The sequence below is a fragment of the Sphingobium sp. YBL2 genome (assembly GCF_000943805.1).
Lineage (GTDB): Bacteria > Pseudomonadota > Alphaproteobacteria > Sphingomonadales > Sphingomonadaceae > Sphingobium > Sphingobium fuliginis.
In genome coordinates, this window is the sequence record NZ_CP010954.1 from 4,441,298 (window position 1) to 4,457,131 (window position 15,834).

Below are 15,834 nucleotides of genomic sequence, written 5' to 3' on the forward strand. Positions count from 1 at the left end.
CCCCGAAGAATCGGCGTTCGATGTTCAGCGTCAGGTAAATGGACAGAATATCCCCACCGCCGCCGGCCGAAGGCATGCCTCCCCCGGCCGCTTCCTTCATTCAGAGATTGAACGCGGTTTCCCATTCCACCGGCGTCAAGATGTTCCTCATCCTGACGCTGGCCCTGCTGCCGCTAGGCCTGATCGCCTTGGTCGCTTCGCTTCAGGCGATCCGCACCACCGACCTGGAAAAGGAAGCGCTGCTGCGCGTGGCGGTAACGCAAAGTGCGCGCAAATTGTCCGCCGATCTCGCGTCCGACCGAACGGCGCTGATGCTGACGGCCAATGCCTTTGCGACATCCGGCCCCGATCCGGCGATGTGCGCGCGCCTTTCGGCCTTCCTGACCTCTCACGACCGTGGCGGCGGCCGCTATTATATCTACGACCGCTCGGGCCGGCGGCTTTGCGGTTCCACCCTGCCTGAACCGCCGGGCCTTCCCCGGTCGGAACGTTTCGGCGATGCCGCCGCGCAGTTGTTGACGGATTCGCCCTATCTCATCAGCCGGGCGCGGAGCGCCAACGGCGCGGTGGTCGCCATCGCTTATTATCCGCGCGGCTATCTGGAGGCGATGACCAACCCGGCGGGCACGTTGCAGAACCGGCAGATCACCTTGAATGAGGGCGGCCGCAGCCTGCTCATCACCCGTCCGGCCGGCCTTTCGGGCGGGCATAGCACCACGCTTTCCGCCCGGCTCGACCCGCCTGACATCGTCCTCACCATGACGGTGCGCGATCCCCCGGTCACGATCGCGCGCATGTTGTCGCTGTTCCTGCCGCTGGTCATGTGGTTCGCCGCGGCGGCCATTGGCTGGTTCGTCGTCAACCGCCTTCTGATCCGGCCGCTGGTGCTGCTGCGCCGCACGGTGGCGGCCTATGAACCCGGTCAGGTGCTGGAACCGATGCGCCGCATCCGCACCCCGGCGCAGGAGATCGTGGCGCTGGGCGACACCTTCCGCGAAATCAGCGAGGATGTCGCCACCCATGAAGCGGAGATGGCGGAGGGCCTGGAAACCCAGCGAAAGCTGACGCGGGAGGTCCATCACCGGGTCAAGAACAACCTCCAGATCATTGCGAGCCTGATCAACCTGCACGCGCGATCCGCCCATGACGCCGAAGCGGTCGAGGCCTATGCGACTATCCAGCGGCGGGTCGATGCGCTGTCGGTCGTCCACCGCAACCATTATGCCGAGTTGGAGGAACATCGCGGCGTCGGCGTGCGGTCGCTGATCAGCGAACTGTCGGCCAGCCTGCGCGGCACCGCCCCGGCCGAGGCGCGCCGCTTCGGCATTCAGATCGACAGCGACAATCTGCACATCAGCCAGGACGTCGCCGTGCCCATCGCCTTCCTGCTGACCGAGCTGGTGGAACTTGCCATGCTGTCCAATCCGCGCACGGCGATGCGGATCTCCGTGCAACTGGAACCGGGCCGCACCGACCGGGCGGTGCTCCACATCCTCTCGCCGGCGCTGCGCGGATCGCCGGACATGACTGCCCGGCTGGAGGAGCGCTACGGACGGGTGCTCACCGGCCTGTCACGCCAGTTGCGCGCACCGCTGGACCATGATCCGGAGACGGGCGACTATGCGATCGTCATTACGGTGCTGGAATAGGCGTTCGGGGAGCTTACCCCCTCAGGCCCGCTGATAATCCCGCCGGAAATCCGCTGCGAAACCTTGAAAGCGCCCGATGGCGATGCTGTCCCGAATCCCCTGCATCAGCGCCTGGTAGAAATGGATATTATGCTGCGTCATCAGCATCGCGCCCAGCATCTCGCCGGCCTTGACCAGATGGTGCAGATAGGCGCGGCTCCAGGTCGTGCAGACCGGGCAACCGCAGCGCGGATCGAGCGGCCCCTTGTCCTCCGCAAAGCGCGCATTGCGGATATTGAGCGGCCCGGCCCAGGTGAAGGCCTGACCGTTGCGCCCGCTGCGGGTGGGCAATACGCAGTCGAACATGTCGATCCCCCGTTCCACCGCGCCGACAATGTCGTCCGGCTTGCCCACTCCCATCAGGTAGCGCGGCTTGTCGGCCGGCAGCATGCCGGGCGCGAAATCGAGCGTGGCGAACATCGCCTCCTGCCCCTCGCCCACGGCCAGCCCGCCGACGGCATAGCCGTCGAAGCCGATGTCGATCAGCTTTTCCGCCGAAATCCGCCGCAGGCCCTCGTCCAGCGATCCCTGTTGGATACCGAACAGCGCCGCCCGCTCCGCATGTTCCGCCCCTGCATCGAACCCGTCTCTGGAGCGTTTCGCCCAGCGCATGGAACGCTCCATGGACTTCGCCGCCTCGTCATGGGTGCAGCCGTTCCTGGTGCACTCGTCGAAAGCCATGACGATGTCGCTGTCCAGCAACCGCTGGATCTCCATCGAACGCTCGGGCGTCAGCATATGCCTGGAGCCGTCGATATGGCTGGAAAAGGCGACCCCCTCCTCGCTCATCTTCGTCAGCGCGCTGAGGCTCATCACCTGATAACCGCCGCTATCGGTCAGGATCGGCCTGTCCCAGCCCATGAAGGCGTGCAGGCCGCCCAGTCGCGCGACGCGCTCCGCCCCCGGACGAAGCATCAGATGATAGGTGTTGCCAAGAATGATGTCTGCGCCGGCTGCACGCACTTCGGCCGGACGCATCGCCTTCACCGTGGCGGCGGTGCCGACCGGCATGAAGGCAGGCGTGCGAATCTCGCCCCGGCGCATCTGGATGGCGCCCGTGCGGGCCTTGCCGTCGGTCGCGGCGATCGAAAAGGAGAAGCGGGGATTTGTCACAGCGCGCGCTGTACGGTCGAAAGAGGCGCCAGACAAGGCCGCAAAGCCGCGCTTCAGCCCTTCTTGCGCAGCCCGTCAAGCGCAACGATCGCGTCGACATCGAACCCTTCGACCCGGCGGTAATTGCCGATGAAACAAAGGCAATCCGCAGCCAGGCTGAGCTGCCATGACTCACCTTGCAGGTCGTGCAGCAGCAGGGTCACAAGCTGCCTGTCGGTTCGGGGCGTGTTCATGGCGATGATCGTAATTAATAAAGGTTAACAAAGGCCTGCGCCCGATTTGCGACAAGTTTTCAAAGAAGCTATTTGTTGCATAAATACAACAAAACTCCGCGATTGGCCAGTTTTTAGGCGACATCCCTGCAACAGTTGCTGTTAAAAATGGTTAATTGCGGGGCAATAGCTTTCGGCGCGATTGCATAAGCGCGGCAACCCTGTTCTGCTTAACATCTGTTGCAGTTTGGGGGCTCAGATGGTTGATTCCGGACGATTTAATTCCGGCCGTGAACATATGGACGATCTGACTCCCGCCCCTCTTCCGGCGGAGGAGGATGTCGTGGCTGCCGTTACGGAAAGCATGGCCTCGACGCCGGACGTCGGCACCTCGACCATGTTCGACCTCGGCCAGATCGACATAAGCTGGGAGGCGGATGCCGCTACGCTCTGGGCGTTCATGACGCCATCGAATCGACCGAATTTCAGCCCCGCCATGTTGCGTGACGTCCGCTATTGGTATGTGGAGACCAAGCGACTGTTCGATGCGGGCAAGCTGCCGGTCAAATATATGGTGGCCGGATCGCGTTTTCCCGGCGTTTTCAACCTGGGCGGCGATCTGGAACTGTTCGCCGGCTGCATCGAGCGTGGCGACCTGCCCGGTCTTGTCGACTATGGCCATGCCTGTATCGACGTGGTTCATCGCACCTGGCGCAATGGCGACCTTCCCGTTATTTCCATTGCGCTGGCACAGGGCGATGCGTTGGGTGGCGGCTTCGAAGCCTTGCTCTGCTTCGATGTCGTGATTGCCGAACGCAGTGCGCGCTTCGGTCTGCCCGAAATGCTGTTCGGCCTTTTCCCCGGCATGGGGGCTTATTCCATCCTCGCGCGCAAGCTGGGTCGGCTGGCGGCCGAACGGATGATCCTGTCCGGCAAGGTCTATACCGCGCAGGAGATGCACGACATGGGCATTATCCACACGCTGGTGGAGGATGGCGAGGGTGAGCAGGCCGTCCGCGACTATATCGCGGCCAGCCTGCCCCATCATGCCGGTCATGTCGGGGTGTTCCAGGCAGGCCGACGCGTCGATCCGCTGGAGTATGAGGAACTGAAGGACATCGTCGAGAATTGGGCGGCCACTGCACTCAAGCTCGATCTGAAGGACGTGCGGATGATGCGCCGCCTGGCCTCGGCCCAAACCCGCCTGCATAGATAGGATCAGGCGCGCCGCCGGTCCTGGAGCATGGCGACGCTGCCGCTATCGTCATCCATCTGCCGCATCATCTCCAACACCTGCACCGCAGGGACTGGCCGGCTAAGCACGAAACCCTGCACATTGGTGAAGCCCATTTCGCGGGCGCAACGCAGTTGATCGTCGGTTTCAATCCCCTCCGCCACGGTTTCGACATCCAGGGCGTGGGCCAGATAGGCGACCGACTGGGCAATCGCCCTGTGGCGTGAATTCTCCTCGACGCCACGCATGAAGCTCTGGTCGACCTTGATCGTGTCGAAGGCATAGTCGCGCAGATAACCCAGCGAGGAATAGCCGGTCCCGAAATCGTCCAGCGCCAGTCGCAGGCCGATCCGCTGGAGATCGGACAGGATCAGGTTGGTCCGGCCGCTATCCTCCAGGAAGATCGACTCGGTCACCTCCAGTTCCAGCCGACGCGCCCTCAGTCCTGATTGCATCAGCGCCGCGATGACCGCGCGGGGAAGGCTGTCGCTCTTGATCAACACCGGGGAGATATTGACCGCGACGCGGACATTCTCATCCCATTCCATCGCATCCTGGCAGGCCTGCTCCAGCGCCCAGGCCGTGATCGGTTCGATCATCGAGCAGCTCTCCGCGATGGGGATGAACTCCGCAGGGGAAATGCGGCCGAGCGTCGGATGATCCCATCGCATCAGGGCCTCGCAAATCGTGATCTTGCCGGTTTTCGTGTCGAAGATCGGCTGGTAGTGCAGCACCAGCTCATTATTCGCCATGGCGCCGCGCAGGCCCATTTCCAGATCGTAGGTGCGGTTCTGCCGCTCCTTCATCGACCAGGCGAATTGCGCATGGCGGTTTCGGCCCGCATGCTTCGCCTGATACAGCGCCATGTCGGCATGCTGGAGCAGTTCGTCGCTGTCCTGTCCGTCCCCCGGCGCAACCGCGATCCCCATGGACGCGGTCACGCCGAGACTATAGCCGCCGACGTCGAAATCATGCGTGAATTCGGCCATTACATCGTCCGCGATCCGCTCCGCTTCGGCCCGGCTGGCGCCGGGGCAGATCAGCACGAACTCATCTCCTCCGAATCGCGCGACATGGCCGCGCCCATCCAGCGCGCGAGACAGCCTTTCAGCGACCCTGCATAGAAGCTGGTCGCCGATCATATGTCCCAGGGAGTCGTTGATTTCCTTGAAGCGGTCCAGATCCATCCAGAACACCGCCATCGGATCCTGATCGGATCGTCGTCCATCGAACATCTCGCGCAGCCGCATCTGCATCGCCATGCGGTTTTCGACACCCGTCAGGCTGTCGAAGCGGGCCAAACGCTCAAACTTGGTGGCGAGCTGCGTCTTTTCATATTTGCCCTGCAATGCCTCCAGAACGATGCGATGCGTCGTCTTGGTAATGTCCGCCATGGCGAAGATCATCAGGAAGCAGAGAATTCCCAGAACCGTATAACTCAGTCCACCCGCGAGGACGAGGCCCAGCGAGGTAGGCAGCAGGGATAGACATGTCTGTCCCACCGCGACGTGAATGCGGCCAGCATTACGACCTGAAATACCGCCGGAATAGGACGCCACCAGGCAAACGGCCAATACGTGGAGCGTCGCGTCCTCCGAAAGCAGGAGAGTCGCGAAGGTCAATATTCCGAGGAGCGCGGCATAGGCCCAGGCACCCAATTCATAAGCCAGTCCCCAAATAGGCTGGGTTACACCGTTCTGATGGGCAAGCTGCCGCTCGAAATAAACGGCCGAGATCGACCGGCTGAGCCCGACGAGACAGATCAGGACCGCAATCGCGGTGATGGCGGGTAGCCGCGCATGCCATGCGATCACCAGCCCCAGCGCGCCGCCGGCAACCGCACCGATCATCAGCGAGGCGGGAGAGGCATAAAGGGATTTGACGAGATTCGCCTGCACTTCAGCGCTTTGCTGGGTGTCCGGCGTCATGCGCCCTCGCAGGGATGCGAGCAAGTTTCGTTCAGGGCGTGACACGTCATCGCCACCATTGCCGAAACATGATTTCCATTTGGTAAATCGCGCCGTCCAAAAGAAGCGGGAATTAGCGGATTGTTACGGAATCGACCGGCCATCGCGACCTATGCTCGCAAGGCAGGGCAAGAGGGGCTTGCTTTCCCCGATCGTAGCCGGAAAATAGCGTCATCGTGTCATATCATCCTCTGCATCGCCCGGTCTGGAACGCCCTCAACAGCGGCTGGAAGCCCTTGGCCGAAGGGGATGCGCTCGCGCTGCGGATCGATCCTCGCTACGGGCCCTTTGCCGCTGCGGCGGACGGCAGTCCGGCGGCGCGATCGGCGTTGGCTGCGCTTGTGCCCGAACAGGGGGAGCTGTGGATCGTCGAACCCGATGCGCAAACGCCGCCGGCCGGCACGCGCCTGGTCCGCGAAGCGATGCTGGCGCAGATGGTGGCGGAGGAGATTCCGGGCGATGCGCCGTCCTTGGAACCCGTCGTGCTGACAGATGATGATGCGACGGAAATGCGTGCTCTTGCATTGATGACGAAGCCTGGTCCCTTCCTGCCGCTGACCCATCGGCTCGGTCGCTTCATCGGCATCAAGGAGCGGGGCAGGCTGATCGCCATGGCGGGAGAGCGGATGCGTATGCCGGGCTTTGCCGAGGTCAGCGGCGTCTGCACTCATCCCGACCATCGCGGGCGGGGCTATGCGAAGGGTCTGATGCAGATCGTTGCCAGGGCCATGCTGGAACGCGGAGAAATGCCGTTCCTGCATGCCTATGCCGCACATGAGGCGACGGTGGCGCTCTACGAAACGCTCGGCTTTCGGATAAGGGCGCGGATGCACATGATGGTGGTCGCCCGGATCTGAGCCATCTCGCTGCGGAGCCTGCCCGAGGGCTCGCCCGCCCAGAATATGCGGGGATTCGGCCCATGACGGGCTGCAAATGGCGGCTTTCTGCGCCTCCGGTGCCCACATATTGAAGTACGCTGCGTCGAAACGAGTCGCGCGCCTCGTTCGAGTGCCTTCGCAGGAGCATGATGCGGCCTGGGGCGAACGTCAAAACTCTGTCGTGAAGCCCCTACTCAAGCTTACGCAACAGCGTTGCCCGTCGGTTCCGGCCAGACACTCAGCCGATATGCGTCAACCGCTCCAGCGTGATCCAGCCTTCCACATAATTGGCATAATAGAGGCCGAACAGAACCGCCGACAGGACCGTCGCCCGAAGGGCAACGACGCCCGGACGAAAATTGCTGGGCGCGCTGTCCGCCTGCCCCGGCCGCAGCGCCTCGCCCGTTTCATCGGGCGTGCGAATGCCGAAGGGCAGCACGATGAAGGCGCTGATCACCCAGAACAGCACGTAAATGGCAAAGATCGCATACCAATTCATGCGCAAAGGGCTTAGGCGCGAATGAGCAGCACGTCCACCACCGGCTTCTTGCCCGTCCAGCGGGTGGCCGTGCGCCGTACCGCCAGCCTGACCCGTTCACGCAGCGCCTCTTCCTCCTGCGATCCTTTGGGTACAGCGCCCGCAGCCTCCTCGGCCGCCTCCTCCAGAAAGGCGGCCTTGTCCTCTTCCACCGGCACGCCCTGGGTGCGCAAGGCGGGGGAACCGATCACCCTGCCCTTGCCGTCCAGCGCCACCGCGACGCTGATCTGGCCATGCAGCGCAACCTTGCGCCGCTCGTTCATCGTCGCTCCGTCAGCGGGCAGGATGACGTCGCCATCCAGCACCAGCCGTCCCGTCGTTTCGTTGCCGATGACCTCCGGCCCGTTGGGCGCCAGCCGCAGCACATCGCCATTGGACTGCACCACCGCATGGGGAACGCCGCTCGCCAGACCCAGCCGCGCCTGCTCGGCCATATGCCGCCGCTCGCCATGGACCGGCAGCAGGATTTGCGGCCGTACCCAGCGATACATGGCTTCCAACTCGGGACGACCCGGATGGCCGGAAACATGCACCTCCGCCTGACGATCCGTCACCATCAGCACGCCCTTGGCCGCCAGTGCGTTCTGGATGCGGCCGATGGCGATCTCATTGCCCGGAATCTGCTTCGAGGAGAAGACGACCAGATCGCCCTCGTCCAACTTGATGGGGTGGCTGTCGAAGGCGATGCGCGACAAGGCGGCCCGCGCCTCCCCCTGCCCGCCAGTGGCGATGATCATCACCTCATTATGCGGCAAGGCCATCGCATCGTCCCAATCGACGGTCGGCGGGAAATCCCTGAGATAACCCGCCGTCCGCGCCGTCGAGATGATCCGGTCGAGCGACCGCCCCGCCACGCAGAGCTTGCGCCCCATGGCATTGGCAACCTCCCCCAAGGTCTGCAACCGCGCGGCATTGGACGCGAAGGTCGTGACCAGCACGCGCCCTTTAGCGCCCTCGATGGTCTGCATAAGCCCCACGCGCACATCGCCTTCGGAGCCGCTGGCTTCGGGATTGAAGACGTTGGTGCTGTCGCACACCAGCGCCAGCACCCCCTCGTCGCCAATGGCCGCCAGTTCCTCGGGCGTGGAGGGCTGGCCCAGCAGCGGCGTTTCGTCCAGCTTCCAGTCGCCGGTATGGAAGATTTTGCCATAGGGCGTGTCGATCAGCACCGCATTGCCTTCGGGAATCGAATGCGCCAGCGGCACATAGCGGAAACCGAAGGGCCCCAGGGCGAAGCTGCCCTCATTGTCGATCACGTTGAGCTCGACATCCTGGGTCAGCCCCTCTTCCTCCAGCTTCAGCCGGATCAGCCCCGCGGTGAAGGGCGTCGCATAGAGCGGCACGCCCAGATCGGCCGCGAGATAGGGAATGGCGCCGATATGGTCCTCATGCCCGTGGGTCAGCACGATGCCCAGCAGATCGTCCTTGCGATCCTCGATGAAGCTCAGGTCCGGCAGCACCAGCTCCACGCCGGGATAGGCGGGATCGGCAAAGGTCAGGCCCAAGTCGACCATCACCCATTTGCCCTGGCAACCGTAGAGATTGACATTCATGCCGATCTCCCCCGAGCCGCCAAGGGCCAGGAAGATCAGCTCATTTCCGGGTATCATTCTGTTTTCAAACTCCGTTCATACAGCAATGCGAGGCCCTGGATCGTGAGATCGGGCGCGATCGCATCGAAAATATCGCTATTGTCGTCGAAGAGGACCGCCAGGCCCCCCGTTGCAATCACCTTGGCGGGACGGCCGATTTCCGCACGTATGCGGGCGACCAGCCCCTCCATCATCGCCACATAGCCCCAGAAGACGCCGATATGCATCTGCGCTTCGGTGGTGCGGCCGATAACCGACCGGTTCTCCGGCGGCGCAATCGCGATCTTGGGCAGCTTCGCCGCCGCCGCGACCAGCGCATCCAGCGACAGGTTGATGCCCGGCGCGATGATGCCGCCCTTGTAAGCGCCGTGATAGTCGATGACGTCGAAGGTCGTCGCCGTACCAAAATCGATGACGATCAAATCCTCGCGATAGAGATGGTGCGCGCCGATGGCGTTTACAACCCGGTCCGCTCCGACCGAGGCCGGTTCGGCCACGTCGAGTTCGATGCCCCACTCCACCGGCGCCTGACCGGCGATGAGCGCGGTCGTCCTGAAATATTTATCGGCCAGCACCTGAAGATTGTGCAGCGCGCGCGGCACGACGGTCGCGATGATGACCGCCTCCACATCGGCAATCTTATAGCCCTCCAGCATCAGGAGCTGGTTCAGCCATACCGCATATTCGTCGGCGGTGCGCCGCGGATCGGTCGCGATCCGCCAGCGGGCGCGAATCTCCCGCCCTTCGAGCAGCGCAAAAACCACATTGGTGTTACCCGCGTCGATCGCGAGAAGCATGGCCGATCCCCGATGTCAGATGAGAAGGATGTCGCCGGCATGAATGGCACGGCTCTCGCCATTCGCCAAGCGCAGGATCAGCATCCCATGGCGGTCGAGCGTGTCGAATGTGCCTTCCACCGTGTCGCCATCGGGCTGCACCACGCGCATCGGCGTGCCGGCAGGATGGGCATTGAGCAGCCAATGCGTCCGCACCGGCTCCAGCCCCTGCGCGCGCCAGATCGCCAGCCAATGGGCGAACAATTCCGCAAGCCGCACCTGCAGAGCAGCCGCGTCGGCCTCTGGCGCGCCCTGCGCGAATAGGCTCGTCACCGGCCGGTCGAACCCGGTCGGATGCCCGGCCACGTTGACGCCGATCCCCGCAACAATGGCATCGCCCGCCCGCTCCAGGAGGATGCCGGCGATCTTCGCGCCGTCCACCAGCACGTCATTGGGCCATTTGATCCGCGCCTGCCCCTTGCAAAGCGGCGCCACCAACGCATGCACGGCGTTGCCCGCGACCAGCGCCAGCGTATGCGGCAACGGGTCGCCCCCCCGCAACCGGATCAGCGTCGAACAATAGAGATTGCCGTCGGGACTTTCCCAGCTGCGCCCCATGCGCCCGCGTCCGCCGGTCTGCCGCCCCGCGCGCAACCAGCAGCCTTCAGAAACGCCTTGCTCCACCAACGCCAGCATGTCGGCATTGGTGGAGCCAGTCTCCTCGACGAAGCGAAGCTCGGTCAGAACAGCGACGCCGCGGCCGCCGCGCTCGCCTTGTCGAGGACGGGATTGAGGAAATAGCCGAAGACGATCACCACGGCGCAGGCCGTCAGGATGATATTCTCAACCGCACCGCCACGCGCTTCATAGGGCGCCGCCGGCTCGTCGAAATACATCGTCTTGATGATCTTCAGATAATAGAAGGCGCCGATCACCGACATGGCGATACCGAAGGCCGCCAGCGCCGTCAGGCCCGCCGCGACGGCCGCGTCGAACACCAGGAACTTCGCCCAGAAGCCGAAGAGCGGCGGAATGCCGGCCATGGAGAACATGAAGATCGCCAGCGCCGCCGCCAGACCCTGGCGCGAGCGCGAAAGGCCCGCAAGGCTGGCGATGGTCTCGACCGGACGCCCCTCCGCATCGCGCATCTGCAGGATGCAGGCGAAACCGCCGATGGTCATGACGACATAGATCGCCATGTAGCTCATCGTCGCCGCCGCGCCCGCGGGCGTGCCGGTGGCAAGGCCGATCAACGCGAAGCCGACATTGTTGATCGACGAATAGGCCATCAGCCGCTTGATGTTGGTCTGGCCGATGGCCGCCACCGCACCGAAGAGGATCGAGGCGAGCGCAACGAAGATCACGACCTGCTGCCAGTCGAGGCCCGCCGGCCCCAGCGCCTCTATCGCGACGCGGACGGTAAGGCCGATGGCCGCCACCTTGGGCGCGCTGGCGAAGAAAGTCGTGACCGGGGTGGGCGCACCTTCATAGACGTCCGGCGTCCACATGTGGAACGGCACGGCGCTGATCTTGAAGGCGAGACCGGCAAGCACGAACACCAGGCCGAAAAGCTCGCCCTTCGACACACCGTCGCTCAGCGCGACCGCGATGCCGTCGAAGCTGGTGCCGCCGGTAAAGCCATAGAGCAGCGCCGAACCATAGAGCAGGATGCCGCTCGCCAGCGAACCCAGGACGAAATATTTAAGGCCCGCTTCGGACGACCGCTCGTCCTGCCGCATGAAGCTCGCCAGCACATAGGCGGCAAGGCTCTGCATTTCGAGGCCGACATAGAGCGTCAGCAGGTCGCCCGCCGACACCATCATGCCCATGCCGATCGAGGAGAAGAGGATCAGCACCGGATATTCGGCCCGCAGCGCGCCACCCACCAGGAAGTAGCGCGGCGCAAGCAGGATGGCCGCCGCCCCCGCGCCATAAATTAGCGCCTTGGCGAAGACGGAGAAGGCATCGGCGCGCACCAGCCCGTCAAAGGCATCGGGCCCATGCGCCAGCGAAGTGGACAGCGCCAGGCCTGCGATAGCCAGCGTCAGCACCGACAGCCAGTTCACCAGCCGCGCCGTCGCATCGCCGCCATAAGCTGCGATCAGCATCAGGATCAGGCCGCCGGCCGTCAGGATCAGTTCCGGCAAGACCGCCAGAAGGGAAGCGGAATCAATCATCAGTGCGCCTCCCCGTGCGCAGGGGCTTCTTCATGATGGGCAGCCTCGGCAGCCGGAACGGCCGCCCCCATCTTGATCTGGGAATCGCCCGCCGGCCTGGCGGAGGCGACGCGCGCTTCGAGCGCGCGGATATCGGAACGCATGGGCGCCAGGAAGCTCTCCGGATAGACGCCCATCCACAGCACCGCCGCCGCGATCGGCGCCAGCAGCCAGATTTCGCGCGCGGACAGGTCCGGCATCGCGGCCGCATCGGCATTCTTCTGCTCGCCATAGGCGATCCGGCGGTAGAGATAGAGCATATAGGCCGCGCCCAGGATGATGCCGGTGGTGCAGACCAGCGCCACCCAGCTCGACGCCTGGTAGATGCCCATCAGCGACAGGAATTCACCCACGAAGTTGCTGGTGCCCGGCAGGCCGACCGACGCCATGGTGAACAGCATGAACAGCACCGCATATTTCGGCATGTTGATGCTGAGGCCGCCATAACGGCTGATCTCGCGGGTATGGAGCCGATCATAGATGACGCCGACGCAGAGGAAGAGAGCGCCCGACACCAGGCCATGGCCCAGCATCACCATCATCGCGCCTTCGATGCCCGCCTGGTTGAAGGCGAACAGGCCGACGGTGACGATGGCCATGTGCGCCACTGATGAATAGGCGATCAGCTTCTTCATGTCCGACTGAACCAGCGCGACGAGGCTGGTATAGACCACCGCGACCATCGACAGGCCCCAGACCAGCGGCGCCAGTTGCGCGGACGCCTCCGGGAACATCGGCAGCGAGAAGCGGATGAAGCCGTAGCCGCCCATTTTCAGCAGCACGCCCGCCAGGATGACCGAACCGGCGGTCGGCGCCTGAACGTGCGCGTCGGGAAGCCAGGTGTGGACCGGCCACATCGGCATCTTGACGGCAAAGCTGGCGAAGAAGGCAAGCCACAGCCATGTCTGGATATGCGGATCGAAATGATAGGCCATCAATGTCGGGATGTCGGTCGTGCCCGCTTCATGCACCATCCACATCATCGCGATCAGCATCAGCACCGAGCCGAGCAGCGTGTAGAGGAAGAATTTGTACGAAGCGTAGATGCGATCCGCGCCGCCCCAGATGCCGATGATCAGGTACATCGGGATCAGGCCGGCTTCGAACATGATGTAGAAGAGGTAGAGATCCTGCGCCGTGAAGACGCCGATCATCAGCACCTCCATGAACAGGAAGGCCGCCATATATTCCGGCACGCGCTTCTCGATCGCGATCCAACTCGCGCCGATGCAGATCGGCATCAGGAATACGGTGAGCGCGATCAGCAGCAGCGCGATGCCGTCGATCCCGAGCGCCCAGGCGAAACGGCCGAAGATCGGCGCATATTCCTGGAACTGCCATTGGGCGGCGGTCCCCGACTGGTCGAAATTCATCCAGAGGATGACGCCCAGCACGAGATCGACCAGCGTTGCGACCAACGCGATCCAGCGGGCCTGATTGGCGCCTGCGAACAGACAGGCGATGGCCCCCGCCATCGGCACTGCCATCATCAGGGAAAGGATGGGGAAGCCGCTCATTATCGTGTCATCGCCCAGGTTGCAGCCGCGGCGAGGCCGATCAGCATCACCAGCGCGTAAGTGTAGAGGTAGCCGGACTGAAGCCGACGGGTGACTTTGTTGCCCTGCACGACCAGCGCAGCCAGGCCGTTAGGCCCGAAGCGGTCGATCAAGCCCACGTCACCGAACTTCCAGAAGAAGCGGCCGATGGCGAAGGCAGGCTTGACGAAGATGAAATGATACAGCTCGTCGAAATACCATTTGTTGAGCAGGAACTGGTACAGCACGCCGAAGGTGGCGACGAAGCGCCGCGGCCAGTCGGTGTGCTTGATATAGGCCAGCCGGGCTATGACCAAGCCGGTCAGCATCACCGTGAACGGTCCGAACTTGACCCAGGTCGGCACTTCATGCGCGGCGTGCATCAGATGACTGTCGAACGCCAGCGCGCCCTTCCAGAACTCTATGCCGCCTTCCGGCCCGATGAACTGGTCATGGAAGAGGAAGCCCGCAAACACCGCACCCAGGCTCAGCACCACCAGCGGGATCAGCATCACCCAGCCGCTTTCATGCGGATGATAGCCGCCGGTGCCGGTCGGCAGGGCATGGGCATCGGTTTCATGCCCGTGCGGATCGTGACCCGCATGCTCCTGCGCCGGTGCGTTGTCGTCCTCCGCGCCATGACCGTGGGTGGCATGTTCGTCATGACCATGGCCATGTGCGTCGTGGACGGCATGCTGGATATGCTCCGATGCGGCCCAGCGGGGCTTGCCGAAGAAGGTCAGGAACACCAGGCGCCAGCTGTAGAAGCTGGTGAGCAGCGCCGCAAACACGCCGACCAGATAGGCGCCGACGCCCGCACCGCCAGACGCATAGGCTGCTTCGAGAATGCCGTCCTTCGAATAGAAGCCTGCAAAGCCATAGCCGACCAGCGGAATGCCGACGCCGGTGATCGCCAGCGTGCCCAGCGTCATCGTCCAGAAGGTGATCGGGATCTCCTTCCGGAGCGCGCCATAGTAGCGCATGTCCTGTTCATGGTGCATCGCGTGGATGACCGAGCCCGCGCCAAGGAACAGCAGCGCCTTGAAGAAGGCGTGGGTGAAGAGGTGGAACATCGCCGCGCCATAGGCGCCGACGCCCGCCGCGAAGAACATGTAGCCGAGCTGCGAGCAGGTCGAATAGGCGATGACGCGCTTGATGTCGTTCTGCACCGTGCCCACGGTCGCCGCGAAAAGGCAGGTGGCCGCGCCGGTGAAGGTCACGAAGCCAAGCGCCGTCGGCGAGGTTTCGAACATCGGCGACAGGCGGCACACCATGAACACGCCCGCGGTCACCATGGTCGCCGCGTGGATCAGCGCCGACACCGGGGTCGGGCCCTCCATCGCGTCCGGCAGCCAGGTGTGGAGGCCAAGCTGCGCCGACTTGCCCATCGCGCCGATGAACAGCAGCAGGCAGAGCACGGTCATGGTGTCGAAACGATGGCCCAGGAAGCCGATGGTCGAACCGGCCATCGATGGCGCGGCCGCCAGGATTTCCGGGATCGAGATGGTGTTGAACACCAGATAGGTGCCGAAAATGCCCATCATGAAACCGAGGTCGCCGACGCGGTTGACGACGAAGGCCTTGATCGCGGCCGCATTTGCGGAGGGTTTACGGAACCAGAAGCCGATCAGCAGATAGGAAGCAAGGCCGACGCCTTCCCAGCCGAAGAACATCTGCAGCAGGTTGTTCGCCGTCACGAGCATCAGCATCGCGAAGGTGAAGAGCGACAGATAGGCGAAGAAGCGCGGCTGGTCCGGCTCCTCCTCCATATAGCCCCAGCTATAGAGATGGACGAGGCTCGACACGCTGGTGATGACCACCAGCATGACCGCCGTCATGGTGTCGACGCGCAGCGCCCATTGCGCATCGAAGCTGCCCGACTGGATCCAGGTGAAGGCCGGGACCACATAGGGCTCGGCATGGCCGGTCAGGAAGCCGATGAAGATCGGCCAGCTCATCGCACAGGATGCGAACAGCGCGCCGGTGGTGACGATCTTCGCGGGCAGCTTGCCAAGGGCCTTGTTGCCAAGACCGGCGATGGCAGCAGCCAGCAACGGGAGAAGGACGATAAGCTGGATCATCGAG

Annotated in this window: 13 protein-coding genes; 3 read left to right on the forward strand and 10 right to left on the reverse strand. The window is 63.6% G+C overall.

What is annotated here, in order from left to right:
• Positions 1-140 precede the first annotated feature (140 nt).
• Entirely contained in the window at positions 141-1,649 is a 1,509-nt protein-coding gene (locus tag TZ53_RS20455) for a sensor histidine kinase (protein WP_025549522.1), read from the forward strand.
• Positions 1,650-1,670: 21 nt separating this feature from the next.
• On the opposite strand, the gene tgt is transcribed toward TZ53_RS20455, so the two are convergent.
• Positions 1,671-2,801 (reverse strand): tRNA guanosine(34) transglycosylase Tgt, encoded by a 1,131-nt coding sequence (gene tgt / locus TZ53_RS20460; protein WP_025549523.1) that lies wholly within the window; start codon positions 2,799-2,801, stop codon positions 1,671-1,673.
• Between the two features lie 53 nt (positions 2,802-2,854).
• Entirely contained in the window at positions 2,855-3,034 is a 180-nt protein-coding gene (locus TZ53_RS20465) for a hypothetical protein (protein WP_025549524.1), read from the reverse strand.
• A 238-nt stretch (positions 3,035-3,272) separates the two neighbouring features.
• Between TZ53_RS20465 and TZ53_RS20470 the strand changes: the two genes are divergently transcribed.
• Positions 3,273-4,229 carry a crotonase/enoyl-CoA hydratase family protein gene (locus TZ53_RS20470; RefSeq protein WP_025549525.1) on the forward strand — a complete coding sequence of 319 codons (957 nt, stop codon included), beginning with the start codon at positions 3,273-3,275 and terminating at the stop codon, positions 4,227-4,229.
• 2 nt (positions 4,230-4,231) lie between these two features.
• Here TZ53_RS20470 and TZ53_RS20475 read toward each other — a convergent pair whose 3' ends face one another.
• A complete protein-coding gene (locus TZ53_RS20475) occupies positions 4,232-6,175 on the reverse strand; it encodes a putative bifunctional diguanylate cyclase/phosphodiesterase (RefSeq protein WP_025549526.1) in 1,944 nt (647 codons plus the stop codon).
• 215 nt (positions 6,176-6,390) lie between these two features.
• Between TZ53_RS20475 and TZ53_RS20480 the strand changes: the two genes are divergently transcribed.
• Positions 6,391-7,071 (forward strand): GNAT family N-acetyltransferase, encoded by a 681-nt coding sequence (locus TZ53_RS20480; protein WP_044662534.1) that lies wholly within the window; start codon positions 6,391-6,393, stop codon positions 7,069-7,071.
• A 259-nt stretch (positions 7,072-7,330) separates the two neighbouring features.
• On the opposite strand, the gene TZ53_RS20485 is transcribed toward TZ53_RS20480, so the two are convergent.
• Genes TZ53_RS20485 through nuoL form a run of 7 tightly spaced genes read right to left on the reverse strand, consistent with a single transcriptional unit; the run spans position 7,331 to position 15,830 of the window.
• Complete coding sequence (locus TZ53_RS20485) at positions 7,331-7,591, reverse strand: DUF1467 family protein (protein ID WP_044662535.1); 261 nt, start codon at positions 7,589-7,591, stop codon at positions 7,331-7,333.
• Between the two features lie 11 nt (positions 7,592-7,602).
• Positions 7,603-9,240 carry a ribonuclease J gene (locus TZ53_RS20490; protein WP_044662536.1) on the reverse strand — a complete coding sequence of 546 codons (1,638 nt, stop codon included), beginning with the start codon at positions 9,238-9,240 and terminating at the stop codon, positions 7,603-7,605.
• Complete coding sequence (locus TZ53_RS20495) at positions 9,237-10,019, reverse strand: type III pantothenate kinase (RefSeq protein ID WP_044662537.1); 783 nt, start codon at positions 10,017-10,019, stop codon at positions 9,237-9,239. The genes TZ53_RS20490 and TZ53_RS20495 overlap by 4 nt, the downstream gene beginning before the upstream one ends.
• A gap of 15 nt (positions 10,020-10,034) precedes the next feature.
• The gene (locus TZ53_RS20500) at positions 10,035-10,694 is read right to left on the reverse strand and encodes a biotin--[acetyl-CoA-carboxylase] ligase (protein WP_044662538.1); all 660 of its coding nucleotides are present in this window, start codon (positions 10,692-10,694) and stop codon (positions 10,035-10,037) included.
• A 44-nt stretch (positions 10,695-10,738) separates the two neighbouring features.
• Positions 10,739-12,175, reverse strand: a complete 1,437-nt coding sequence (gene nuoN / locus TZ53_RS20505; protein WP_044662539.1) for an NADH-quinone oxidoreductase subunit NuoN — start codon at positions 12,173-12,175, stop codon at positions 10,739-10,741.
• Positions 12,175-13,731, reverse strand: a complete 1,557-nt coding sequence (locus TZ53_RS20510; protein ID WP_044662540.1) for an NADH-quinone oxidoreductase subunit M — start codon at positions 13,729-13,731, stop codon at positions 12,175-12,177. The genes nuoN and TZ53_RS20510 overlap by 1 nt, the downstream gene beginning before the upstream one ends.
• A complete protein-coding gene (nuoL, locus tag TZ53_RS20515; RefSeq protein ID WP_044662541.1) occupies positions 13,731-15,830 on the reverse strand; it encodes an NADH-quinone oxidoreductase subunit L in 2,100 nt (699 codons plus the stop codon). Before nuoL ends, TZ53_RS20510 begins: the two co-directional genes overlap by 1 nt.
• Positions 15,831-15,834: the final 4 nt, after the last annotated feature.